Consider the following 24,956-nt stretch of genomic DNA (forward strand, 5'->3'; position numbering starts at 1 on the left):
TTAACCAAAATAACCATGAAAAAAAGAATGAATTATTTTATTATTATGTCATTGGGAATTGTTCTTAATGGGACTGTACTATCAAACTCTTTCGCCCAAACTGAGCCACTGGGTCCATTGATGTCAGTGACCGAATTTACCATCAAGCCGGGACATGAAATGCAATTTAGGGAAGGTATCAAAGCTTGGAAAGCCTGTTACCTTGAAAACAACGGTGATTGGACTTGGAGGATGTGGCGAAGACAACAGGGAGAAGGAAGTGTCTTTGTGCTTGCTTCAGATATGGCAAACTGGGCTGAAATGGACAAAACCGATGAGTCTGGAAAAAAATGCCAAGACCTTGCCACTTCCCTGATCAATCCGCATGTCGAGAAAGCGACCTCCCATGTGACCCGATTTCAACTAGGTATAAGCAAAGGAAATCCACTTACAGAAGAAATAATAAGGGTTACTTTCTACGACTTGGACCCTATTAATGGCCATAGGATGATGGAAGTAGTCAAAGAAGTGGTAGAAATCCGTAAAAACGCCAATATGTCAAATCTTGGCTATTGGTATCAATGGCTAACTGGAGACCCCGAAAGCCCCAGTTTTCACCTTGTAATGCCATACAAAGATTATGCAGCAATGGATATCATTCAGGAAGGAGTTTGGCAAACGGTTGAAAAAAATGCAGGCAAGGCCAAGAGAGATGAACTGCAGACAGCATTCCGATCTTCCATCCAAAACACCTGGAACTATATCTACACCTTGGATAAGGACATAAGCAATCCTACCAAGTAAAATAAAGGGGGCAATCCATTTTAATAAAGCAGTATAGCCAACGCGGGCAATTGAGAATTAGTTGATAAAAAAGGGTAGAGGCATCGGGAGAAATCCTTTTTGCCAATACCTTTTTTTGTTGGGAAAATAAATCATGGCCTTGGGACAGAAAAGGTGTGGTTTCGTCCTTGATGATTTCGCATTGGGTAAAATAAAAATTAGCTTCAATGTATAACCCATAGATTTTTGGATTGGCAAAGGATAAGTCATCTCTGTTGGGATTTTGAAAAGAAATGTTAAAAGTGGGGTAGCCTAAAACCACCTAGATTAGGATTAAAATTATTGAGACATGGAAAATCAAAACAATCATCCGACACCGGAAACCATCATGAAGATTGGATCTGGTTTTTGGGCTTCAAAAATATTACTGACAGCAGTTCACTTTGAAGTCTTCACAAAACTGGCCAAAAATAAATCCATGACTGCTCAGGATCTGAAAAGTGAATTAGGACTTCAGTGCACTGATAGACACTTTTTTGACTTTTTGGATACATTAGCCGGATTTGGTTTTTTAAACAGGGAGGGATTACTGGAAAAAGCCCAATATGTTAATGGTACAGAGGCGAATGTGTTTTTAGACAAAAATAAACCTTCATATATGGGGGGAATTCTCGAAATGATGAACAATAGATTGTTTGGATTTTGGGATAATCTTGAGGAAGGATTATTGACAGGGCTACCTCAAAATGAAGCCAAAAAGGGAGAGAATATATTTGAAGCAATTTATCGAGACCCTGATAAATTGAAAATTTTTGTACACGGAATGACAGGGGTGCAAATGGGTGGATTTATAGGATTTGCTGAAAAGTTTGATTTTTCAAATTACAAAACCCTGACGGACGCAGGAGGTTCTGCCGGAATGCTTTCCATAATGGTAGCAAAACACCAGCCGCATATAAGTTGTGTCACATTTGATTTACCTCCTGTGGAGGCGATTGCAAAAGAGACCATTCAAAAGTTTGGATTGAGTGATCGGGTGAAAACAGCGAGTGGAGATTTTTTCGCCAACCCTTTGCCTCCTGCTGACATTGTTGTCATGGGGAATATCCTACATGATTGGGACGAGGAGGCCAAATTATCTCTGATGAAAAAAGCCTACGATGCGCTTCCTGCCGGCGGTGCATTTGTGGTCATTGAAAACATTATCGATGATGATAGAAAAGAAAATGTTTTTGGGATGATGATGAGCTTGAATATGCTGATCGAAACGGGAACAGGCTTCGATTATACATTCTCGGACTTTAACAAATGGGCGAAAATAGTGGGATTCAAATCGACCAATATACTTCCATTAGCAGGGCCTACCAGTGCAGCTATCGCTTATAAATAAATATTCAAAAAGAAACGGGATAGCCGAAAACCGTCTAGAGTAGGCCAAATTTTAAACTAAAAAATAATGGAAACTTATATCTTTTGTCACAAAGTAGGGGATATCGACACTTGGCTGAAAGGTCATGCAGACAGGGTAAGATTATTCGCTCCAGCATCCAATGGATTCAGAACCTTTCAAGATACTGATGACCCAAATTCCATTGTAATTGTCATCGATACCGATGACATCGAAAAATTAGGAGCAATTATCAACGATCCAAAAAATAAACATATTAAAGATCTTCATACAGTACTGGAACCTATTACCATGTCAGTGGAAGTGAAATTATAGATAAAGGAATTAAATAGGATTCCAGAGTGGTCAACTATAATCGACAACTGGACCATTCTGAAGTTCTTACTTCAAATTGCTAAAAATGTAAACATGAAATCAGAAAAACCAGAGTACTTCTCCCTTAGACCCGAAGTAGAAAAAGCCTACGGCTATTCCCATGCCGTTAGGATTGGCAACAGTATCAAAGTTTCCGGCGCTGTCAGCATGGATGATGAAGGCGGGCCAACTGCGGTGGGCGATTTTCTCCAGCAGATGAAGAACTGCTATTCGGATCTGGAAAAGGTATTGGCACACTATGGCTGCACCTTTGACGATGTGGTGGTGGAAAATGTATTTACCACGGATATGCCAGCATTTTTAGAACATGCCGAATACCGCAATTCCATCTATACTCAGCATTTTCCTACAGGAACCTGGTTGGAAGTCAAAGGCTTGGCTTTGCCTGAATTCTTGATTGAAATCGAATTGGAAGTGCACAAAGCATAAGATCCAACTTTCCAAAAGTTCCAAACTTTGGGAATGTTAACAATCAAATTAACAATTAAAACCAGAAAGAATCCTATGAAAACACATGAAGATGATTTAAAAAATGCCACCCAAAACAGGGCTGTCATAGATGGGCTTTACAAAGCTTTTGCTAAAGGTGAGATTCCAGCAGTACTGGGTGCTATGGATCCAAACATAGTCTGGAATGAAGCCGAAGGCAATGCCTATGCAGATGGTAATCCCTACATAGGGCCTGAAGCTGTCTTGAATGGTGTTTTTGGCCGGATAATGCAGGAACATGAATATTTTAATTTGGTAGATATCGAGCTGCACGAGATGTTCAACGATAAAGTGTTGGCCACTTTGCGCTATGATGCCAAATCCAAGAACGGAAAAAGTTATAATGCCCAAGTAGCCCATTTCTGGACATTGAAAGACGGGAAAGTAGCTGCTTTTCAGCAGTATGTGGATACCAAAAAATTAAATGATGCTTTGAATTAGTGAAACCTAAATGTAAGGCATCATAAAAAACTCTAATGATATGAGGAAAATTGTTGTTGTTAGCCTTTTGGCTGTTGCAGCTATAGTTATGGCATCCGGCCTGTTGCCTGATAAACCTGCTGTTGATTTTTTGAAATCTCTGACTCAGTCTCAAAAGGACAAAACGCAGATGCCCTTCAATGACGATTCTAGAATGCGCTGGCATTATATACCTAGTTCAATGTTTCCTAGAGCAGGAATTCAGCTGAACGAACTTGATCCCAATCAGAAGTCCAAATTGGAGGAACTCCTCAAGGCTTTTCTCTCAGAAACGGGATATAATAAAACGATGAAAATCATCGATTTGGAAAATATCCTTTTGGAAATCAGTGGCGATTCCATCATGAGAAATCCTGAAAATTATTCGGTAGCATTTTATGGAAATCCTGAAAAAGACAGCTTATGGGCTTTCTCTTTCGAAGGCCATCATGTTTCCCTGAATTTTACAATCCAAAACGAAAAAGTTGAAATTGCTCCCCGATTTTTAGGAGCGAATCCAGCAAGAATTCCTTCCGGACCCAGAGAAGGTGAGCGCACGCTTCAAAAGGAAGAAGACCTGGGTTTTGAATTGATAAACTCATTATCAGAAGAACAAAGGAAAATAGCAATATTTCAGCAGGAACCATTTTTTGATATTGTTACAGGGAAATCGCCAGAAGTCGAACCTTTAAGCCCCGTAGGAATTGTGTATGGTCAGCTAAGCAGGAATCAGCAACTTATTTTTTTAAAACTTCTTGATGAATATCTATCCACCATGCCGGCCGAGCAGGCCGAAAAGAGAATGAATAGCATTAAAGATGAAGAAATTAATGAGGTAAGATTTGGATGGGCCGGAGCAACTGTCCTAGGTGAAGGTCACTATTACCGGATTCAAGGGAAATCGTTTTTGATTGAGTTTGATAATGTCCAGGATAAAGCCAATCACATTCATACTGTATGGAGAGATTTTGACGGAGATTTCGGTAGGGATCTAATTAAAGAGCATTATAAGAATTCGGATCATCATAAACATGATAAATAAAAATGCCTAAAAATGGATTGAAGTCATAAACTGCGGTATATGTCTCATTCACAAAACCAGTATCTGACAAAAGCGAAATTATAACCTTAGAAAAAACCCCATAAACCACATTTTAAAAACCATGGCAAAAAACATCACCCTTGTTCCCGATACACCAAAATCCTGGCTGATTCTATTGGCTTGGGCTTTCCTTATCCTCTTCGCAGGAAAGTTTGTCATCAATGATGCCCTTCCCTATTTCGGGTTTGATGAGGAGGTTTATGGCAGGTTTTGGATCATGAAATGGCCACTGATCGGTCATATTTCAGGGGGCCTGATTGCTTTGACTCTTGGTCCTTTTCAGTTTTGGACTGCTTTTAGGAACAAGTATATCAAAGTCCACCGGGTGATGGGCTTGACTTACCTGACTGCCATCTTTATTGGGACTATCAGTTCGGTTAACATGGCACTAACAACCGGGATAGCTGTACATTGGACCTGGGCGCTCTCATTAATTGTGTTGGCTTTGGCTTGGATATCCACCACAGGCATGGCATTCCGATTTATACTGCTGCGGCGGATTCAAATGCACAAGGAATGGATGGTCAGAAGCTATGTAGTCACTTTTGCTTTTGTATTATTCCGCTGGCTGAACAGCACCCCTGTTTTTGTGGAAATGGGAAACTTTATCGAAAGAGGTCCGACCATGATCTGGGTTTCCTGGGTCATTCCGCTTTTTGTTACTGAGCTGATTCTTCAGTGGAATAAGAAATAAATAAGAACATCATATAGGTTTTAATCCAATGCTTAGAGTTTGATTTCCAATTGATAAAAAATTTAACCACAATTTAACTCAAATAAAAATATGAAAGTTACAGCATTTGCAGCCAACGGGCCGCATGAAAAATTAAAGCCCTTTTCTTACGAAATGGGAGACTTAGGTTCTGAACAAGTTGACATCCGGGTAATCAACTGCGGCATCTGCCATTCAGATCTCAGCATGATGAACAACGATTGGGGAATGACTGCCTACCCCATTGTGCCTGGCCATGAGATCATAGGTGAAGTAGTCGCAGCAGGCAATGCCGTCAAGAATGTAAAAGTAGGGGACAAGGTCGGTTTGGGTTGGTTTTCGGGATCCTGCATGTCCTGTCATGAGTGTATGGATGGCGCACATCATCTCTGCCCCTCTGCCGAATTTACCATTGGTGGCAGACATGGTGGATTCGCAGACTATGTTCGCAGTCATTGGTCCTGGGCAATACCGCTACCTGAAGGTATCGATATGGACAAGGCCGGACCATTGCTATGTGGCGGAATCACCGTATTCAATCCCATCATTCTGGCCGGAGTCAAAGCAACTGACAAAGTTGGCGTCATTGGCATCGGAGGTCTCGGTCATATGGCACTCAAATTCCTGAACAAATGGGGTTGTGAAGTCATAGCTTTTAGCTCCAACCCTGACAAAAAGAAGTCCATTTTGGAAATGGGAGCGACAAGGGTTGTGGATTCTACCAACCCTGAGGAACTGGCTAACATCGCCGGAAGTCTGAATTTCATTCTGAATACAACCAATGTCACCTTAGATTGGAATTCCTATCTGACAGTTTTGGCTCCTAAAGGAAAATTTCACAATGTAGGAGCGGTTTTAGAACCTTTGGCCATCCCCGCCTTTACGCTTATTACTGGAGAAAAGTCTGTCGCAGGAAGTCCTTTAGGAAGTCCGGCCCTGACACGAACCATGTTGGAATTCTGCGTAAGACATGACATTTACCCAATTACAGAAGAATTCCCTATGGCCCAAGTCAATGAAGCCTTAGAGCATTTGGAATCAGGAAAAGCCCGTTTCAGAATCGTCTTGAAAAACTAGAAGTTGAGAAAATCCTATGATTGACACCATTTTAATTGAAAGGGGTAGGCCGAAAACCGATTTAGAGTAGGCAACAAATCATATAAGATGAAAAATTTAGCAATCCTTACTATCCTTGTGGCATTTGCTCTAAATGCCTGTACCCAAGATTCTTTTACTGAAAAGACCTTCCATGACTTTATAGCGAAAAATGAAGATCAGATGTTTTTATCAGACAATACCGATAAAAACTTCGTGTTTATAGCTGGTAGTGGGTGGAAATTAGGCATTACAGATTTTATTGAGCAAAGCTCAAATATGACAATTAAAAATGAGTTTTCAGATCTAACCGTAAATCAATCAGGTGGTACGGCAATCGTTTCGGGGATTATCGACCAAAAGATTGCTCAAAAAGAGAATCCTTCGGATGTTTTTGAATACAAAGGGGTATTTACGGCCGTTTATGCATCCCAAAATAATAAGTGGGTATTAATGTCCTGGCAACATTCTGATTATAGGCCGGAAGGTTCTTTTACCGAAAAGACTTTCCATGAACTTATGGCTAAGACTGAAGATCGGATGTTTACATTAGAAAATACCGATGAAAACTTTGTGTTTATTACAGGTAATGGCCAGAAAATGGGTCGTACAGAGTTAAAGGAATTAACTTCAACGATGGCCGTTATTAATGAGTTTTCAGATGTAACCGTAAATCAATCAGGTGCTACTGTAATAGTTTCGGGTCTGATCGACCAAAAAATAAGTCAAAAAGAAAACCCTGCAGGTGCTTGGAATTACAAAGGAGTATTTACGGCCGTTTATGCAGCCCAAAACAATAATTGGGTACTCATGTCCTGGCAGCATTCCGATTATAAGCCGAATGACTGATCGATCAAAATAGTCAATCTTTATTTATGGAAATCAAGGATAAATTGACTTCATAGGATAGGTGGACTAAAAAGTATGAAAATAAAGTAGGGATGTGTGTTTTTTTGCATAAATAAAATTTAAAATAACATCAGCTAAAAAAAGCAAAATTTAAGTATTTTATTCTACAATAAGATATTAATCAATAATATTATTTTGTTTTTGTGAATTAATATCTATATTTCTTCTTATTAATTTCTTGCAAAAACTCGCCATGTCAAACCACTAACCAATTGCACCATGTTAAAGAAAATCATTTTCGGAATTCTTCTTCTATTGATTGTAGTCATTGGAGGAATGTTTGTTTATGTCCAATTGAATTGGAATAAAACCTATGATATCCCATACCCAAATCTTCAGGTCAGTACTGACTCTACTGTGATCGAAAGGGGAAAATACCTGGTTCACGGACCTGCCCATTGTTCCAACTGCCATGTTTCCAGCGTTGCGGAAATGATAGCGGCAGATGCCGGGGAAAATATCCCGTTAAAAGGTGGGACATCATTCCCTTTGGGACCGATGGGCACCATTTATCCGAGAAATTTAACGCCCGACCCAACCACGGGTATAGGAAGATATTCTGATGGAGAACTCTTTAGAATGATGCGCCATGCGGTCAAACCTGATGGTACGGCCACTTTATCCGTGCTGATGCCTTTTTGGGATATGGCAGATGAAGACCTGATTGCAGTGGTATCCTATTTGAGAACCTTGGACCCTGTAAAAAATGAGGTACCGGATAACGATTGGTCTTTTATGGGTAAAGCAGTTCGGATAATCGCTTCCTCTTTTCAGCCGATTGAAAAACCCTCACCGCCTTCTTTTGCCCCCCCAATGGCAGCTACCATTGAGCGGGGTGAATACCTCTCCAGGTATGTGGCCAACTGCGTAGGATGTCATACCAACAGAGATCCCATGACTTTTGAAGCCACAGGACCAGAATATGCCGGAGGTATGGAATTCGAACCTTGGCCGGAATTTGCTTTGGCCGTCGGGGGAGATCCTGAAGTTTGGACGCGGACACCCAATATCACCCCACATCCCAACAGTGCCTTATCCAAATTCAAAACTGTGGAAGAATGGAAAGCCAGGTTCCGGCAGGGCAGAATCATCAATATCTCTCAAATGCACTGGGGACCTTTTTCAAGGATGACCGATGAAGATTTGGAAGCGCTCTACCTCTACCTTTCAAGCTTAGAACCACAGGATTATGATCCGGGTGAGTTGATGTTTAAAAAATAAGGTCATTATTGATTTTATTAATAAGCTGTGGCAAGCCTCCTGGCAAATTATAACAACTCGAAAAATTCGAAAATGGACATATATTACCTTGAAAGAAGACTTATAAACTATTTATATCTAACACTATGAAAAGAAGAACGTTTATCAAAAATTCATCTTTGACAGCTTTGAGTATTAGCGCATTTGGATCCATCCAATGGAATGGCAAAAGCTTTGTTGGGGACACTCCAACAACCACTGACATTCTTGGACCCTTTTATAGGCCGGGCGCACCAATGAGAAGTGATATTATTCCACCTGATTCGAAAGGAATTCCGATGAACCTCACCGGAACAATTTTCAAAGAAGACGGAAAAACTCCATTGAACAATGTACTCGTTGAAATATGGCAATGTGATGAGAATGAACATTATGACAATACTTCTGATGGTTATTTATTCAGGGGAGCAGTAAAGTCTGACGAGAACGGAAAGTATGCCTTCAAAACTATTGTTCCAGTTCCATACAAAGCTGATCCGAATAATGAAGCATCTTGGCGACCTGCCCATATACATATGCGGGTATCCGTTGCCGAACAACAAGACTTAATTACGCAGATTTATTTTAAAGGCGACAAATACAATGATACTGACAGATCGGCATCCTCTCCACAGGCTGTGAATAGAATCTTGGAGATTGTAAAAAATGCATCAGGGGAACATTCAGTAACATTTGATGTTGTATTGAGCAAAGAATTTCCGCTTGACGAGGAAGTCTACAAAAAAATCACCGGTCTATACATGATGGGCAGTGGAAATACCATTGAGTTCATAAAGAATGACGACTTATTGTTCATGAAAAGGAACGGTCAATTGATCTCAAGTTTAAGGTACTTAGGCAACAATACATTTGAAGCTGGGATTGGATTTCCAAAAGTAACTTTCGAATTGTTAGCAAAAGGTGATACTAAAGTGGCTATTACAACCCAGAACGAAACTTACACTGGGGAGAAATACTTAAAATATAATGATTGATAATCTTGGGTATAGTAATTTGAAACAAAGTTGAAAGCGGCCAGCCCACAAAAATGTATATAGTGCATAAGGGTTTCAGAGGCTTTCGAGCCTTATCACCCGTATCAATTTTGGGTAGTAACTTGATTGGTTTGAAGCCCTCATACCCTTAGGACACTATACAATCATCGCTCTTTTCAACCAAGAATTGGTGTCTTTGAGCTAAGATGAAATTATCCCAAAACATTTCAAAGTTTTATTATTAGATGATTCTACTATTCAAATCTGTTTTATTTTATTCGGGATACTCTAATTTTTTCAATTGATATATGACTAAAACCCTCATTCCCAACCAAAGAATTTCCTCTATCGATCTTGTCAAAGGCTTGGCGATGCTCATCATGGCATTGGACCATGTGCGGGATTTTGTGCATACCCCGGCTTTTTTGTTTAATCCGGCAGATCCCACTCAGACGACTTTGGCGATCTTCTTTACCCGATGGGTCACCCACTTCTGTGCCCCGGCTTTTAGTTTTCTGGCAGGACTTTCAGCCTATATGGTGGGGAAGAGAAAACCAAAAAACGAATTATCGGCATTTCTCCTCAAAAGGGGACTTTGGCTGGTTTTTATTGATTTGACTATAGTAGCATTCGGTTGGTTTTTTGACTTTCAGTTTGGGACAATCAATTTGAATGTCATTGCATCTTTAGGCATCAGTATGATTGCTTTGGCAGGATTGGTACATCTCCCCAGTAAACTTTTATTGATTTTCAGCCTTGTGCTGATCTTTGGACATAATCTTCTTGACGGGATCCGTTTTGATGAATCCATCCTCTGGGCAATCATTCATTACCAAAACATTTTCTTTCTCTCGGATGACCTCATGTTATTGGTGGCCTATCCGATCATTCCATGGATAGCAGTGATGTCATTGGGTTATTATATGGGTGGCTTTTATGAAAGGTCTGTTGATCACTCAAAAAGAAAATTGACATTCAACTTGATCGGGGCTTTGGCAATCGTCCTGTTTGTTGGAATGCGGTGGACGAATATATATGGTGACCTAAATCCGTTTGAACATTTTGGAACCTTTTCAAAAAGTATCGTTTCGTTTTTGAACCCAACAAAATACCCGCCTTCTCTTCTGTACTTATTGATGACTTTGGGTGGAACATTTTTGCTCTTGGCCAATTCTGAGAAATGGAAAGGGAAGCTGGTGGATTTTATTTGTACTTTCGGTAGGGTTCCGTTTTTTTTCTATATCATCCACATTTATCTCATTCATCTAATCGCCATTGGTTTGGCTGCCTTAACCGGTTTTGTTTGGGAAAAAAATATGGTATTAGCAGCTTGGAGTATTATCGAAAACCCACTTCCTGGCTATGGGTTTCCACTTTGGGCAGTCTACGTAGTTTGGATTTCAGTGATCTTGGTATTGTATCCGCTCTGTAAAAAGTTTGACCATTTTAAGCAAAGCAATAGAGACAAATGGTGGTTGAGTTATTTCTAAAAAAGGAAAATTGTTAATTTTCTAAATTAAAAAATATGAATGGAAAGTATAGATTGTCTTGAAGTTCCTTTTGGGACTCGATATGGGTAGAACAAATTTCTATAGATTAAGGTGCCGTGCCTTTAGATACGGAATATATGTTATACCTGCCTACCGGACAGGCAGGCCCAAAGGCAAAACTATTCTACATTAAACCATATAATCTACCTACATTTTGTCCCTAAAGGGACTGGTTTAAAGTTGATTTTGGAAAGTGAAAATAACATCTTTCCAATGAAAAAGTTGACTCACCCTGAAATTGAAATTTGCAAGTTCAATTGCATTTAGAACTTCATAAAAAAATTTAAAACATGAAATCACTAATACTTTCAATCTCCTTATGGCTGTTTATCAGTCCTGCTTTTGCCCAAGGGGCCTTTTCCTCTGACCAAATCAAAGTCAACGAAAAAAGGATCGAGAAACGGATTTTTGAATTAGCAGAATTCGGAATTAATGAAAAAGGCGAACCTTATCGCGTAGCCTACAGCATGGGAGACTTGGAGGGTAGGGCCTATTTCATGGACTTGATGCGAAAGGCAGGCCTTGAGGTACATATTGATTATGCCGGCAATATCATTGGCAGAAGAGCAGGAAAAGACCCTTCCAAAAAGCCCATTGCCTTTGGTTCCCATATCGACATGGTACCCAATGGAGGCAATTATGACGGAACACTTGGTTCTTTCACTGCGCTGGAAATCATAGAAGTGCTCAATGAAAATAAAATCATTACTGATCATCCTCTGGAAGTGATTATTTTTCAAAACGAAGAAGGTGGATTGGTTGGGAGTCGGGCACTTACCGGAAACCTTAAAAAAGAAGCCTTGTCACAAAAGAGCGCAAGTGGTTTGACCCTTGAGGAAGGAATCCGGGCCATAGGAGGCGATCCGGAGAAGTTGGATGAAGTGGTTCGAAAAAAAGGGGACTTGGCGGCATTCCTTGAAATTCATATTGAGCAGAGCAAAGTGTTGGAAAGCCGTGGGATAGATGTGGCTATTGTCGAAGGTATTGTGGGGATAGATAATTGGGACGTTACTGTCATTGGCATGTCGAACCATGCGGGAAGTACGCCTATGAATGATCGACAGGATGCCTTGATAGCTGCTTCCAAATTGGTTTTGACAGTCAACGAGGTGGTCAACAGCTACGCAGGGGCACAAGTTGGAAATGTAGGTAAAATTTTTGTTCCATCGGGAGCACCCAATATCATTCCGGGAAGGGTAGAAATGAGTCTTGAGTTACGGGACCTTTCCAAAGAAAAGATCAGGAATATGTTTTTGGATATAGAAAAACGTGCAGAACAGATTGCTGCAGAAACCAATACAGAAATTTTATTTGAGAACCTTAATTTGGCCTCCACACCAACAATGGCCAGCAAGGAAATCCAGGACAAAATGATTCAAGCTGCTGAATCCTTGGGGATATCCTATATCAATATGCAGAGTGGTGCCGGTCATGACGTGCAGGAAATGGGTAAATTAGGACCCATCGGTCTTGTTTTTATTCCGAGCAAGGATGGCATCAGCCATAATCCCAAAGAATATTCCTCCCCATCAGAAATGGCCAACGGAGCAAATGTGATGCTCCGTACGGTTCTTTTACTTGATAAGGGCTTATCTGAAAAAATTATTGAAATTCATTGAATCTTTGATCTCAGCATGATAGCAACTAATATTAAATATTCATAAATTTCAATTACCCATTTTCAATTTAAAATAACAATATGGAAATTGTCGATTACCTCCTCAGCATTGACCTCAACTATATAGTCATCGGTCTCATGGTCATTTTTTTCAGCTTGGAACAGCTACTGAATACCCAATTTTCCTTTAAAAAAAGGGGCTTGCACATGTGGCATGCTTTCTTATTTCAAGTAGTGTTCTTTATTGCAAACATCTTTTGGGCCACATTTTTTGTCTTTTCTATCGAATGGCTCAATCAGCATGAAATAGGATTGTTTTATCTCATCCAACTTCCACTTTGGGTCAAATTGATTTTGGGAGTAGCAATCATTGACTTGGTTACGTATTGGTTTCACCGGATTTCCCACCTAGTGCCTGTGATTTGGCGTTTTCACAGGGTTCACCACAGCGATACAACCATGGATTCTTCCACCTATTTTCGTGCACATCCCATTGAGGTATTGTTATGGTTTGGAAGTGCCTCAATCCTTTCAGCCGGTATTTTCGGTCTTGATCTTATAGCGGTAGGTATATACTTTCTGGTAGCTACTTTGTTTCAGATTCTCGAACATTCCAACCTTAGGTTTCCGGCTTGGCTGGATAAAACCATTGGTTTGGTTTTCACCACGCCCAATTTTCACAAGATTCACCACGATCAGGATCAGCATTATACCGACTCCAACTTTGCGGACATCTTCATTCTTTGGGACAGAATTTTTGGTACCTTCAAATACAAACCTATAGAACAGGTCAAGTTTGGTTTGGAAGAATTTGATGAAGACAAAAAGCAGACTTTTTGGTATTTGTTTAGAAGTCCATTTATCCATATTGAGCGGATTGAAAAAGATGGATCCACGAAAAATTGAAACCTTTCATTCAGGTTGCGGCTAATATGTATAAGTGATCCTGATTTTCAAAAAGATTATCTTCCTTATATATAGGTTATGCATTTAATTGGATTCCAAAAATGGATAAATCCAAATACTTCATATATTCATTGCATCAAATTCTTCCCATGAAAAAACCCATTATAATCGCCCTTTATAGGATACTATTTTTACCAATCGTTTTTTTTACCTGCTCCATTTCATATGCCCAAACTTACGGCAAAAACGGAATGGTGGTCTCGGATAATATCCTGGCTTCAGAGGTCGGGATTGATATTTTGAAAAAAGGGGGAAACGCCATTGATGCAAGTATTGCGACAGCTTTTGCTTTAGCGGTAACCCATCCAGAGGCAGGCAATATCGGAGGGGGAGGATTTATTGTTTTGATGAAATCGGATGGAGAAGTCACCACTTTTGATTTTAGGGAGAAAGCTCCCTTAAAGGCGACTTCTGACCTGTTTCAGGATGCCGATGGCAATCTGATCGAAGGATCAAATCATGAAACCATCAAAGCGGTAGGAGTTCCTGGAACCGTTGCCGGTTTGTATCTGGCACATCAAAAGTACGGGAGTTTACCTTGGGCTGAATTGGTTCAGCCTGCGGTTGACTTGGCAGAAAAAGGATTTCCCATGACTTGGGGCTTGTATCAGGTGGCCATGAGAATGTCCGAATTGGATGATTCATATGACATCATGAAAAACTACTTTCGAAATGAAAATGGAGAGATCATCCAACCCGGCGAAATATGGACTCAAGCTGCCTTGGCCAATACACTTTCCTTGATCCGTGATCATGGGCATGATGGATTCTACAAAGGTCCTGTAGCTGAAGAAATAGCATCCTATATGAAAGAAAAGGGCGGGATAATTACAAAGGAAGACTTGGCAAAATATGAGGCCATTGAACGAAAACCCCTAAAAGGAACCTACAATGAATTTGAAATCTACTCCATGCCTCCCCCAAGTTCAGGCGGAGTGGCTTTGATAGAGATGATGAACCTGATGGAACTGGCAGATCTGGAAAAAATTGAATTCAATTCCACCGCTTACGTACACTTGGTCGCTGAGGCGATGAAAAGGGCATTTGCCGACCGGGCGGAGCATTTGGGCGATCCTGATTTCAATCCCGATTTACCTGTGGACAGGCTGACTTCCAAGGCATTTGCCAAGATGCGGTTTGAGAATATTGACATGTCCAAAGCGTCTCTGAGTGATTCATCCAGATATGGACAATTGTACGATGGGAGCAGTACTACCCATTTTTCTGTAGTGGACAAAGACGGCAATGCAGTTTCCCTGACTTATACCCTTGAGCATTCTTATGGCGTAAAAATGGGTTCCTCCAAACTCGGTTTTATTTTCAACAATGAAATGGGGGACTTTAACCCAGTTGCAGGAGTGACCAACAGCCGTGGGCAAATCGGTTCAAGTCCCAATCTCATCGCTCCTGAAAAAAGGATGCTTTCCAGCATGACGCCAACCATCGTGGCCAAAGACGGCAAACCCTATCTTATCATTGGAAGTCCGGGCGGAAGGACGATTATCAATACGGTTTTTCAAACTGTACTGAATGTATTGGAATATGACATGCGGATCGACAAGGCCATCGAAGCCATGAAAATACATCATCAATGGTTTCCTGATGAAATCCGATACGAAAGACACCTCCTTTCCCCAGATACACGTGATGCTCTCGAATTGATGGGACATAAGCTACGGGCTGTTAATAATTTGGGGGTTTTAATGGGAATCACTTACGACTCAAGACTCAAAGTTTACATAGGTGCTGCCGATTCATCAAGTGAAGATGGTGCAGCAGTTGGCTATTGAGACATCATTTGGGCAAGTCACCTTCCCATTTGTGAAGCTTTTTTGCATTATTTTAACCGTTTATAGATAATTTTCATTTAAAATTAGTTTTGAATTACTATATTGAAATAGTATTATCTATTGCAAAACAAATTAATATCTATGAGAAAATTTTACAGATTCAGCACAACTCTCCTTCTCCTTCTGGTAACAGTAGGCTGGAGTTGGGCACAGTACACCGTCACGGGTACTGTGACAGATGAGCGGACGGGAGAACCCCTTATTGGGGCTACGGTTCTTGTCAGGAATACCACAAGAGGTGCGGTTGCAGACCTTGATGGTAGATTTTCAATCGCCATTGAAGGCAATCAACAGGCCGTCTTGGTAATTTCTTCCTTGGGGTACATCAGTAAAAACGTGGATGTCTCCCCAAGTACAACTTCCATTGCAGTTTCTCTAGCTCAGGATGCGACGAACTTGGAAGAAGTCATCATCACGGGTCTTGCCTCCAATATTAAGAGGAGTAACCTGGCAAATGCGGTTTCATCGGTTTCAGCTCAGGAACTGGTAGGAACCACAAATATCCAAACAACGGATGGTGCCTTATATGGAAAGATTGCAGGAGCCAATATCAGGATGAATTCCGGTGCGCCCGGAGGTGGTGTTTCCATTCAGCTTAGAGGTATTTCGACCTTGACAGGAGCATCTCAACCCTTAATTATTGTGGACGGAGTTTATATCAACAACTCTTTCCAAAGAACCGGTAGGGCTACGGTGTCGGGTGCAGGCGGATCCAATCAGGATGATGGAGCCAACCGTTTGGCAGATTTGAACCCGAATGATATAGAATCCATTGAGGTTTTGAAGGGGCCATCAGCCGCTGCAATTTATGGAACTCGGGCCAATGCAGGTGTAATCATTATTACAACAAAAAGAGGCGCTTCCGGTAAAACAACTGTTTCCTTATCGCAGGATATAGGTTTTGCACAGCCGTTGAGATTATTAGGAACTGATAATTGGAGTGAGGAAAAGATCAACTTCTTCTTCGCTGAAGCCAGGAGACCACTCGAATTAGAGAGATTCAGAGCAGCCCAGTCATCCAATACTTTTATTGATTATGAAGATTATTTCTATAATAATCGTGCTATATTATCCAATACCAGATTGACAGTAAGCGGGGGTAATGATAAAACAAGATTCTTTGTCAGTGGAAACCTTGCAGATGAAGACGGTACGGTGAGGAATACAGGATTTCAAAGGACCTCCATAAGAGCAAATATTGATCATAAAATAACCGAATCAATCCGTTTAGGAGTATCTTCCAATTACATCAGAACTGATACTGACAGAGGCTTTACAGGTAACCAGAATAATTCAGGTGCCAGTATCGGTTACAATATTGCCTATGTTCCGAATTATTATGATTTACGAAGAAATTCGGACGGAACATATCCCATCAACCCCTATTTCTCGGAAAATCCTGTTGCAGTCACTGATCTGGGAACCAACAATTCATTAGTGAACAGATTTATTCAAGCCTTCACATTGGACGCTGATTTGTTTAAATCCGCAAACAGTTTTTTAAAGTTACAACTTGGCGGAGGTCTCGATTTCTTGCAAAATACAACTTTGGTGCATCTTCCGGAATCACTGCAGTTCCAAAGAGGTTCTGCAAATCCAGGTGATGTCCTTTGGGGTAAACAGGAAAGTTTCAACACAAATTTACAGGCTGCATTGGTATACAACTGGAATTTGGGAAGAGTCAATATGAATTCTCAGGCAGGACTTGTAAGACTCGATTTCAGAAACAACGACCTGTTTAACAGGGGCCGTGGTCTAGCACCAGGTCAAATCAACCTACAGCAAGCAACTGTTCAGGAAATCAACCAGCAGTTCTTCTCTGAAGTACAGGAGGCAGGTGTATTTTTGCAACAGGAAGCTAACTTTGAGGATAAAATCATTGGTACCGTTGGTATCAGATGGGATAAATCCACTTTAAATGGGGATCCGAATAAATTCTTTGCATTCCCAAGAGCCTCAGTGGCATTCAACTTGGCGAATTTTGATTTCTGGGGATCCAAATCTACTTTCTCTGCCTTGAAGCCTAGGATTGCTTATGGTGAGACGGCTGGTCCTGTACCCTTCGGCGCAACATTCACTCCACTAAACGGAACCAATATTGGAGGTCTTTTAGGGTCGACAGTTTCCACTCAAATAGGAAACACAACGATTCTACCTGAAACTGCCAGTGAATTGGAGTTTGGGATTGATGCAGGTTTCTTAAACAACAGAATTGGGCTTGAAGCTACCTATTATATCAAGAATTCACAGAACAACATTCAAAACCTGACACTAGCTCCCTCTACAGGGGTAAATTCTACACCAAGTAATGAAGCGGAACTTGAAAATAAAGGTATTGAACTGGCTATTTTTGGTGCAGTAATAGACAAATCCAACTTCCGCTGGAATACGAGACTGATGTATTGGCACAACAGATTGAACATGAAACGATTGGGAATCCCAACCTACATTCAAGGTGGTTTTGGAGCAGGATTGGGTACTTTCCTTTATGCCGAAGGATTTTCTCCAACGACGATTGTCGGAACTCCTGCCGTACCTACAAATACTGGTGGATTTACTTTTTGGGGAGATGCCCAACCAAAGTTCAATATGTCCTGGGTGAATAATTTCACTTTTGCTAAAAACTTTGAATTTTCCTTCCTGATGGAATATAGAAAAGGAGGAGATAATATCAACCTTTCTACATTCTTAACTGATTCCGGAGGTACAACAAAGGGATGGTTTGATGATGACGATGGAGACGGTATTCCAAATGGAAGACAAAGACCACCGGCACCACATAATAATGCAGGTAGGTGGGTACAGGATGCGACTTTCCTGAAGATAAGGGAAATAGGTTTGTATTACACTGTACCTAAAGCAACATTAAATCAAACTTTTGGAAATAGTGTGGAAAATGTAAGGTTAGGCGCTTCAGTTAACAACGCTTTCTTATTTACCGATTATCAGGGATATGATCCTGAGACTTCTACGTTTGGTGCTCAAGCGGTAGCTAACAATGTGGATATCACTCCATATCCTACGCCAAGAAGGGTATTCTTCCATATCACTATTGACTTCTAATCACCAAAGCTGAAAATCATGAAAAAATTAAATAAATATTTAGGAATTGCGGTAATGGCAGCGATCAGTATGTTTGCCTGTAATCCGCTTCAGTTGGATGAAATAGAGGACCCTAACAATCCTTCCGTGGGAAGTGTCAGCAATAATGCTACAAGGGAACAAATCCAATTCTTATTGACAGGCCTTGAATCCAGACATAGGGGTTATGTTACCAACATTTCCCAAGCTTGGAATACCTTTGGTAGGGAAATATGGTATCTAAATGGATCGGATCCACGTTTTCAAACTGATTGGTTGGGTCAAAATGGCAGAACTCCTGACAATGCTTATTTCGGGTTTGGTACTACCGGAGGAGGCTCTTGGGCATCCCCATATCAGGCAATAAAGCAGGCAGATGTATTAATCCAAGCTTCATTGGGGGCAGGTACATTGTCAGACGCTGACAGAAAAGCTGTGGCAGGTTTTGCTAAGACCATAAAAGGATATCAATTTATGATACCCGCCAATTGGGTATATCAAAACGGAATCAGGATAGATGTCGCCGATCCATTAAATCCGGGAGATTTTGTCACCTATGAACAAGCCCTTGATTTTATTAAGACCGTTTTGGATGATGGTGATCAAGACCTCAGTGCAGCTGGAGGAGGAAACTTCCCTTTCAAATTGACCCGAGGATTTGATGGATTTAATACAAATGCTGCTCTTAAACAAGTAAATAGAGCCATAGCTGCACGATTGAATGCCTACAGAAAAGACTGGCAGGGAGTACTTACTGCTCTGGATGCTTCCTTCATGAATTTAAGTGGTAATTTAAATGCAGGACCTGCCCATCCTTATGGCGCTGCACCTGATGTTTTCAACCCGATCTTTTATGTAAGGAATGCTGTGGTGACTACCATGATTGTGGTCCATCCAAGTATGCTGGAGGATGCAACCCCTAATGATTTAAGAGTTGCTAACAAACTCTTTGAAAGAACAGCTCCGCCTATAACCGTTTCCACGGATGCAGGTACCTTGGTAGGTACACACCAGGATAACAGATGGGCAACAAATACACAATCCATCCCATTCATCAGAAATGAAGAATTGATATTGCTCAAAGCTGAAGCTCATGCCAACTTGGATCAAACTTCAGACGCAGTTGATGCCATAAATATCATTAGGAATGCTGCTGGAATCGGAGCTTATAGCGGTGCCACAACAAAGGATGCACTGATCAATGAAATCCTTTATCAGAGAAGGTATTCTCTTTGGGCCGAACCTTGGGGTCATCGTTGGATAGATGCAAGGAGATATGGCAAATTGAATGAAATCCCTACATCTTTTGATGGAGGAACCATTTTCACCCAGTTTCCTCATCCACAGTCTGAGTTGAACTGGGATTCATATATCGGAAATTGATTTCAGAATTTGGAATAAGAAGACTATTTAAAAAGTCTCTTTAAGAATTAGAAGGCTACCTGATTTATCGGGTAGCCTTTTTCTTTTCAAAGCGATTTACAAGTTTCAGATAAGGCTTCTCTGCAAAGCTTCATTTACTTCCTAATGCCGATTGAAGATAATCTTTTTACCAAAATGACTGCTGTTCTCAACCTAAATCCACTGTACTTCAGTAGCCCTCGGATAAACTCGGAGAATTCATTATCTGTAGGGCGTTTTTGCGCTAATCTTTGAGGTTTTTTTTTGACCTCGAAGATTTTGCCTGCCAATTTGGGTAAATAGCTCTAAAGTAAATATACCTCATACTATCAAGACCTTCGAGGTTTGGAAAAAAACCTCAAAGGTCTGGTTTTTTGATAAAAGGTTCCTGAGACCATAAATTTTCTTGTACCTTTTTATTGAAATAAAACTAATCTGTTATGCGAAAAGCCATATACCTTCTCTTTACAACACTTCTTCTAATTTCATTTACAGGATACTCATCTTGGGCTCAATCCAATCAAAAGGATATAGCTGCTCATATAGCTAGAGGTCTCCAAGTAAGAAGCATAGGTCCTGCCGTAATGGGTGGAAGAATTGCAGATATTGCCATAAACCCTATCCATGGTAGTACTTGGTATGTGGCGGTGGGCAGCGGAGGTTTGTGGAAAACCACCAACAGTGGTACTACCTGGACACCGGTTTTTGATGCGCAGGCATCTTATTCTATTGGTACAGTGGCTTTGGATCCCCGCAATCCCGAGGTGGTCTGGGTAGGTACGGGCGAAAATGTAAGTGGCCGGCATGTTGGTTGGGGAGATGGGGTTTACAAAAGCATGGATGGTGGTGCCACATGGCAACAAATGGGACTGAAAAATTCAGAGCATATCGGTAGAATTTTAATCGACCCCAGAAACTCCGAGGTGGTCTATGTGGCAGCCGAAGGCCCATTGTGGTCATCAGGAGGAGAACGGGGATTGTATAAAACCAAAGATGGAGGTAAAACCTGGCAGTTAGCACTCGAAATAGATGCAGATACGGGTGTCACGGATGCGGAATTTGACCCTTCAAACCCTGATGTGATCTATGCCGCAGCCTACCAAAGAAGAAGAAAAACCTGGGCCTTACTTGGTGGAGGTCCGAAGTCCGGGATATATAAATCCATGGATGGGGGCGAAAGCTGGAGAAGGATAAATGTGGGATTGCCTCAAGGCGATATGGGAAAAATAGGTTTGGCAGTAACTCCCGCCGATCCTCAAATCGTATATGCGACCATAGAAGCGGACAATGCCAATAAAGGATTCTACCGATCCACCGATAAAGGGGAGAGCTGGGAAAAGCGCAACAGCTATATTTCAGGGGGAACCGGGCCTCACTATTACCAGGAAATAGAAGCTTCACCGACTAATCCTGATCTGGTTTACCAGATGGATGTTTTTATAAATGTAACACGTGATGGTGGAAAGACTTTCGATTATAGCGAAACCGGAAGGACGAAACACAGCGATAACCACGCCTTGTGGATTAATCCTGCCAATGGACAGCATTTGATCGTGGGAACAGACGGAGGTTTGTATGAGTCTTTTGATGAAGGAGCTACTTGGCGTCATTTCCCGAACCTGCCGGTCTCACAATTCTATAAGGTAGGACTAGATAATGCTGAGCCTTTTTATAATGTGGTAGTGGGAGCGCAAGACCTTGGAACTTTGTTAGGTCCCTCCCGAACGACCAATGTAGAGGGTGTGCGCAATCAGGATTGGTATGTCCCTTTGGGGGCCGATGGCTACGATGTCGCTTTCGATCCCAAAGATCCCAACATCGTGTATATGGAAATTCAACAGGGCGAATTACACCGTCACAATAGAACCACCCGCGAAATATTGAATATTCAGCCACAACCTGAACCTAATTATCCTCCCGAAAGATGGAACTGGGATAGCCCAATTCAGGTAAGCCCCCATGATCACAAAACACTCTATTTTGGATCACAAAGGGTTTGGAAAAGTACCGATCGCGGCAATTCATGGAAGGCGATCAGCGCTGACCTGACCACCAACCTCGGCAGGTATGAACTGGAAATGATGGGCCGTGTACCAAGTATTGACGCATTATACGACAACGGTGCTATGTCGAAATTTGCCACCTTGACCACACTTTCAGAATCAACGCTACAAGCAGGACTTCTGTATACCGGCTCGGATGATGGCCTGATCCATGTGACCGAAGATGATGGGCAAAACTGGAGGAAAGGTGGAAGCCTGCCCAAGGTTCCTGCACTGACATTCATCAACAATATCGAAGCCTCTTCCCATGATGTCAATACCGTATTTGCCGCAGCCGATGCGCACCAATTGGGAGATTATTCTTCTTACGTTTTCATCAGTACAGACAAAGGAAAAACCTGGCGTTCCATTGCTGGAGATTTGCCTGTCAATACGCTTGTTTGGGTGATCAAACAGGACCACATAGATGAAAATTTGCTTTTCATCGGAACGGAGTACGGGATTTATTTTTCGGTGAATAAGGGCGTCAATTGGACCAAGCTAAATGCAGGAGTTCCAACAATTCCTTTCCGGGATCTTGCGCTACATGCCAGAGACAATGATTTGGTAGGGGCAAGTTTTGGGCGCGGGATTTATATATTGGATGATTACTCTCCTTTAAGGGAGATCAACAAATTGGCCAATGCCAATTCAAATGTGGTCTTGCCGGTGAGAGATGCTTGGTGGTATGTCCCTAACGAACCCATGCAGGCCAAAGGGATGCCTTCTCAGGGATCTACCAGTTTTGTAAGCGATAACCCACCTTTCGGAGCAGTATTTACATATTTCATAAATAACCTTCCCAAAACAGAAAAAGCAGTGCGGAAAGAATCGGAGAAGAAGCTTAATGATCAAAAGGCCAGCATTCCATTTCCCGGTTGGGATCAACTGAGGGGGGAGTCTATCGAAGAGGAACCAAGTGTCATGCTTTTGGTAAGGGATAAAAACGGGGAGGCCATACGTTGGATAGAAGGAGTAGCGAAAACAGGCTTGCATCGTGCAAGTTGGGATTTGAGACTGCCTCCACCCGACCCTATCGAACTCACCGTTCCCGCCTTCCAACCACCTTGGGTAAGCGATCCTCAAGGACCTTTGGTAGCACCCGGAAAATACAGTGTGGAGCTTTATGTTATAAAAAATGGAAAACTGGAGCTTCATGGAGACGCACAGGAGTTCATGGTGAAACCTGTTCATCAGAAAAGTGATGATTATGAGGCGATGGCGGCATTTAAAAAACAAACCAGTGATCTTTCCCGAAGAACCTCAAGTGCTGCCAGCCAATTGGGTGAGGCCGGTGAAAAGCTTCGCTATATAAAGGCCGCCTTGACCAAAACACCAAATGCATCTCCTGATTTATTTGCGCAATTGACTGCGCTCAATGCCTCTTTATTTAACCTGAGAACTGTACTATTGGGAGACGCGGTGCTTCAAAGAAAGGATGAATCCACTTCCCCTTCAATCATGAGTAGGGTAGGAGTTGTGATTTATGGCCATTGGAATACCACTGAGCCGCCAACAGCTACGCACAAACGAAATATTGAAATCGCACAGGCTGAGTTTGATCAATATTTGAAAGATGCTTCAGCCTTTTATAATGAATTGGCGGACTTTGAGTTGAAGTTGGAAAGAGCAGGAGCACCTTATACACCAAATAGAAAAATGGATTAAAGGACAAGGCCAAAATATTGACCTTAGCTAAAAAAAACAGGGACAAGCGCCAGGCTATCTGTCCCTGTTTTTTATTTCCCACCAATTTTTGGTTGGGCTAAGGCCGGGTATAACTTTCTCGCCCATTATAGGGGTAACCAACTCGATGTTATTTTCTGCTGCCATATCAGCTACCATTTTGATAGATTCATCCCAAGGGTGCATTGCCAAATCAAAAACGCCCCAATGTATGGGAAATAGGAGCTGTGTATTGATATCCAGACATAACTGAACTGCCTGATCCGGGAAGAGGTGGGTCAAAGGCCATCCTTTGTTCCAGCCATCGATTTCCACAAAAGCCAGGTCGAAGGGACCATATTTTTCTCCTATGTCTTTCAGATGCGCACCGTATCCTGTATCACCACTTACAAACAGATTTTTCTCATCCCCTTTAATTACAAAAGAGGCCCAAAGGGTTTTATTTCTATCATTATAACTTCTGCTGGTGTAGTGTATTCCTGGAAGAGCCGTTATTTGCAAAGAACCCAAAGTCTTGGTATCATGCCAACCCAACTCACTGATGTTGTTTTTCTGAACACCCCATCCTTCCAATCTTGCACCTACACCAAGAGGCACGAGAAATTCTGTGTTTCTTGTTGCGAGAAATCTCATGGTAGCTGCCTCCAAATGATCATAATGATCGTGGGTGATGACCACCAAATCAATCTCAGGCAGTTCTTCTCTTTTGATGGGCGACACATCAAACCTTCTCAAAATAAAGGGAAGGGGCCCTCCATTCTCAAAAACCGGATCGAATAAGATCCGCTTCCCGTCAAGCTCCAAAATAAAGGTAGAATGACCAAACCACCATGCAGCAAAATCCGAAGGGGTTTCTGAAAAATCACTTTTGGTAATCATCTGTTTGGGCAGAGGAAAACCCGGTGCATTTGGAGAAGTTTTAAAAAACCTGGCTGGACCTGCATCTCCGCCTGTGGTTTGTTCCGGATAATAGGGCAATTCCTCCGGACTTATGAACTGATCGGTAGCTGCATCATAATATGTCAACCCTGAAAATCTTGCTTTACGTTCTTCCAAGGAATCCAAACTGCCCATCTGCCTGCTTACATAATATACCAGGCTCCCTGTTACTATCAGAAGTATGGCCAAGGTCCACAGTACTATTTTCAATAATTTCTTCATTCCTATAAATGGTTAATGACTTTTGGGTAATTCAGTTTTGGAAAAAGGGTATTTGG

19 protein-coding genes are annotated in these 24,956 nt (G+C 41.6%); 18 read left to right on the plus strand and 1 reads right to left on the minus strand.

The annotated features are described in order from the left end of the window. The first annotated feature begins 15 nt into the window (after positions 1–15). The 18 genes from B9A52_RS03905 (at position 16) to B9A52_RS03995 (ending at position 23,721) form a co-directional block, all read left to right on the plus strand. Positions 16–783 (plus strand): hypothetical protein, encoded by a 768-nt coding sequence (locus B9A52_RS03905; RefSeq protein WP_157370062.1) that lies wholly within the window; start codon positions 16–18, stop codon positions 781–783. A 328-nt stretch (positions 784–1,111) separates the two neighbouring features. Beyond that, positions 1,112–2,152 (plus strand): methyltransferase, encoded by a 1,041-nt coding sequence (locus B9A52_RS03915; RefSeq protein WP_084119080.1) that lies wholly within the window; start codon positions 1,112–1,114, stop codon positions 2,150–2,152. A gap of 66 nt (positions 2,153–2,218) precedes the next feature. Next, positions 2,219–2,485, plus strand: coding sequence for a hypothetical protein (locus B9A52_RS03920; RefSeq protein ID WP_084119081.1), 267 nt, complete (start codon positions 2,219–2,221; stop codon positions 2,483–2,485). A gap of 93 nt (positions 2,486–2,578) precedes the next feature. Continuing rightward, positions 2,579–2,974 (plus strand): RidA family protein, encoded by a 396-nt coding sequence (locus B9A52_RS03925; RefSeq protein ID WP_084119082.1) that lies wholly within the window; start codon positions 2,579–2,581, stop codon positions 2,972–2,974. A gap of 75 nt (positions 2,975–3,049) precedes the next feature. After that, positions 3,050–3,475 carry a nuclear transport factor 2 family protein gene (locus B9A52_RS03930; RefSeq protein ID WP_157370063.1) on the plus strand — a complete coding sequence of 142 codons (426 nt, stop codon included), beginning with the start codon at positions 3,050–3,052 and terminating at the stop codon, positions 3,473–3,475. Between the two features lie 40 nt (positions 3,476–3,515). Continuing rightward, complete coding sequence (locus B9A52_RS03935; RefSeq protein ID WP_084119084.1) at positions 3,516–4,535, plus strand: DUF3500 domain-containing protein; 1,020 nt, start codon at positions 3,516–3,518, stop codon at positions 4,533–4,535. A gap of 121 nt (positions 4,536–4,656) precedes the next feature. Further along, on the plus strand, positions 4,657–5,289 hold the full coding sequence (locus B9A52_RS03940; RefSeq protein WP_084119085.1) for a DUF2306 domain-containing protein: 633 nt from the start codon (positions 4,657–4,659) through the stop codon (positions 5,287–5,289). 90 nt (positions 5,290–5,379) lie between these two features. Next, positions 5,380–6,384 (plus strand): NADPH-dependent aldehyde reductase Ahr, encoded by a 1,005-nt coding sequence (gene ahr / locus B9A52_RS03945; protein ID WP_084119086.1) that lies wholly within the window; start codon positions 5,380–5,382, stop codon positions 6,382–6,384. Positions 6,385–6,471: 87 nt separating this feature from the next. Continuing rightward, positions 6,472–7,251 carry a nuclear transport factor 2 family protein gene (locus B9A52_RS03950; RefSeq protein WP_084119087.1) on the plus strand — a complete coding sequence of 260 codons (780 nt, stop codon included), beginning with the start codon at positions 6,472–6,474 and terminating at the stop codon, positions 7,249–7,251. A gap of 279 nt (positions 7,252–7,530) precedes the next feature. Next, the gene (locus B9A52_RS03955) at positions 7,531–8,532 is read left to right on the plus strand and encodes a cytochrome c (RefSeq protein ID WP_084119088.1); all 1,002 of its coding nucleotides are present in this window, start codon (positions 7,531–7,533) and stop codon (positions 8,530–8,532) included. A 125-nt stretch (positions 8,533–8,657) separates the two neighbouring features. Further along, entirely contained in the window at positions 8,658–9,545 is an 888-nt protein-coding gene (locus B9A52_RS03960; RefSeq protein WP_084119089.1) for a dioxygenase family protein, read from the plus strand. A 308-nt stretch (positions 9,546–9,853) separates the two neighbouring features. Then, entirely contained in the window at positions 9,854–11,035 is a 1,182-nt protein-coding gene (locus B9A52_RS03965) for a DUF1624 domain-containing protein (RefSeq protein WP_084119090.1), read from the plus strand. Between the two features lie 350 nt (positions 11,036–11,385). Then, positions 11,386–12,714, plus strand: coding sequence for a M20 family metallo-hydrolase (locus B9A52_RS03970; RefSeq protein ID WP_084119091.1), 1,329 nt, complete (start codon positions 11,386–11,388; stop codon positions 12,712–12,714). An 80-nt stretch (positions 12,715–12,794) separates the two neighbouring features. After that, positions 12,795–13,619: a sterol desaturase family protein gene (locus tag B9A52_RS03975; protein WP_084119092.1), complete on the plus strand. Its 825-nt coding sequence runs from the start codon at positions 12,795–12,797 to the stop codon at positions 13,617–13,619. 149 nt (positions 13,620–13,768) lie between these two features. After that, on the plus strand, positions 13,769–15,469 hold the full coding sequence (gene ggt, locus B9A52_RS03980; RefSeq protein WP_084123375.1) for a gamma-glutamyltransferase: 1,701 nt from the start codon (positions 13,769–13,771) through the stop codon (positions 15,467–15,469). Positions 15,470–15,610: 141 nt separating this feature from the next. Further along, complete coding sequence (locus B9A52_RS03985; protein ID WP_084119093.1) at positions 15,611–18,592, plus strand: SusC/RagA family TonB-linked outer membrane protein; 2,982 nt, start codon at positions 15,611–15,613, stop codon at positions 18,590–18,592. An 18-nt stretch (positions 18,593–18,610) separates the two neighbouring features. Then, positions 18,611–19,993 carry a RagB/SusD family nutrient uptake outer membrane protein gene (locus B9A52_RS03990; RefSeq protein ID WP_084119094.1) on the plus strand — a complete coding sequence of 461 codons (1,383 nt, stop codon included), beginning with the start codon at positions 18,611–18,613 and terminating at the stop codon, positions 19,991–19,993. A 458-nt stretch (positions 19,994–20,451) separates the two neighbouring features. Next, the gene (locus B9A52_RS03995; RefSeq protein WP_084119095.1) at positions 20,452–23,721 is read left to right on the plus strand and encodes a WD40/YVTN/BNR-like repeat-containing protein; all 3,270 of its coding nucleotides are present in this window, start codon (positions 20,452–20,454) and stop codon (positions 23,719–23,721) included. Positions 23,722–23,775: 54 nt separating this feature from the next. Here B9A52_RS03995 and B9A52_RS04000 read toward each other — a convergent pair whose 3' ends face one another. Next, positions 23,776–24,900 (minus strand): MBL fold metallo-hydrolase, encoded by a 1,125-nt coding sequence (locus B9A52_RS04000; protein ID WP_084119096.1) that lies wholly within the window; start codon positions 24,898–24,900, stop codon positions 23,776–23,778. Positions 24,901–24,956: the final 56 nt, after the last annotated feature.

Source organism: Aquiflexum balticum DSM 16537 (assembly GCF_900176595.1).
Taxonomy (GTDB): domain Bacteria; phylum Bacteroidota; class Bacteroidia; order Cytophagales; family Cyclobacteriaceae; genus Aquiflexum; species Aquiflexum balticum.

What these genes read in the sequence shown, in the direction of transcription:
- B9A52_RS03905 (WP_157370062.1), top strand. Translation starts at nt 16, where the DNA reads ATGAAAAAAAGAATGAATTATTTTATTATTATGTCATTGGGAATTGTT.
- B9A52_RS03915 (WP_084119080.1), top strand. Translation starts at nt 1,112, where the DNA reads ATGGAAAATCAAAACAATCATCCGACACCGGAAACCATCATGAAGATT.
- B9A52_RS03920 (WP_084119081.1), top strand. Translation starts at nt 2,219, where the DNA reads ATGGAAACTTATATCTTTTGTCACAAAGTAGGGGATATCGACACTTGG.
- B9A52_RS03925 (WP_084119082.1), top strand. Translation starts at nt 2,579, where the DNA reads ATGAAATCAGAAAAACCAGAGTACTTCTCCCTTAGACCCGAAGTAGAA.
- B9A52_RS03930 (WP_157370063.1), top strand. Translation starts at nt 3,050, where the DNA reads ATGAAAACACATGAAGATGATTTAAAAAATGCCACCCAAAACAGGGCT.
- B9A52_RS03935 (WP_084119084.1), top strand. Translation starts at nt 3,516, where the DNA reads ATGAGGAAAATTGTTGTTGTTAGCCTTTTGGCTGTTGCAGCTATAGTT.
- B9A52_RS03940 (WP_084119085.1), top strand. Translation starts at nt 4,657, where the DNA reads ATGGCAAAAAACATCACCCTTGTTCCCGATACACCAAAATCCTGGCTG.
- ahr (WP_084119086.1), top strand. Translation starts at nt 5,380, where the DNA reads ATGAAAGTTACAGCATTTGCAGCCAACGGGCCGCATGAAAAATTAAAG.
- B9A52_RS03950 (WP_084119087.1), top strand. Translation starts at nt 6,472, where the DNA reads ATGAAAAATTTAGCAATCCTTACTATCCTTGTGGCATTTGCTCTAAAT.
- B9A52_RS03955 (WP_084119088.1), top strand. Translation starts at nt 7,531, where the DNA reads ATGTTAAAGAAAATCATTTTCGGAATTCTTCTTCTATTGATTGTAGTC.
- B9A52_RS03960 (WP_084119089.1), top strand. Translation starts at nt 8,658, where the DNA reads ATGAAAAGAAGAACGTTTATCAAAAATTCATCTTTGACAGCTTTGAGT.
- B9A52_RS03965 (WP_084119090.1), top strand. Translation starts at nt 9,854, where the DNA reads ATGACTAAAACCCTCATTCCCAACCAAAGAATTTCCTCTATCGATCTT.
- B9A52_RS03970 (WP_084119091.1), top strand. Translation starts at nt 11,386, where the DNA reads ATGAAATCACTAATACTTTCAATCTCCTTATGGCTGTTTATCAGTCCT.
- B9A52_RS03975 (WP_084119092.1), top strand. Translation starts at nt 12,795, where the DNA reads ATGGAAATTGTCGATTACCTCCTCAGCATTGACCTCAACTATATAGTC.
- ggt (WP_084123375.1), top strand. Translation starts at nt 13,769, where the DNA reads ATGAAAAAACCCATTATAATCGCCCTTTATAGGATACTATTTTTACCA.
- B9A52_RS03985 (WP_084119093.1), top strand. Translation starts at nt 15,611, where the DNA reads ATGAGAAAATTTTACAGATTCAGCACAACTCTCCTTCTCCTTCTGGTA.
- B9A52_RS03990 (WP_084119094.1), top strand. Translation starts at nt 18,611, where the DNA reads ATGAAAAAATTAAATAAATATTTAGGAATTGCGGTAATGGCAGCGATC.
- B9A52_RS03995 (WP_084119095.1), top strand. Translation starts at nt 20,452, where the DNA reads ATGCGAAAAGCCATATACCTTCTCTTTACAACACTTCTTCTAATTTCA.
- B9A52_RS04000 (WP_084119096.1), bottom strand. Translation starts at nt 24,900, where the DNA reads ATGAAGAAATTATTGAAAATAGTACTGTGGACCTTGGCCATACTTCTG.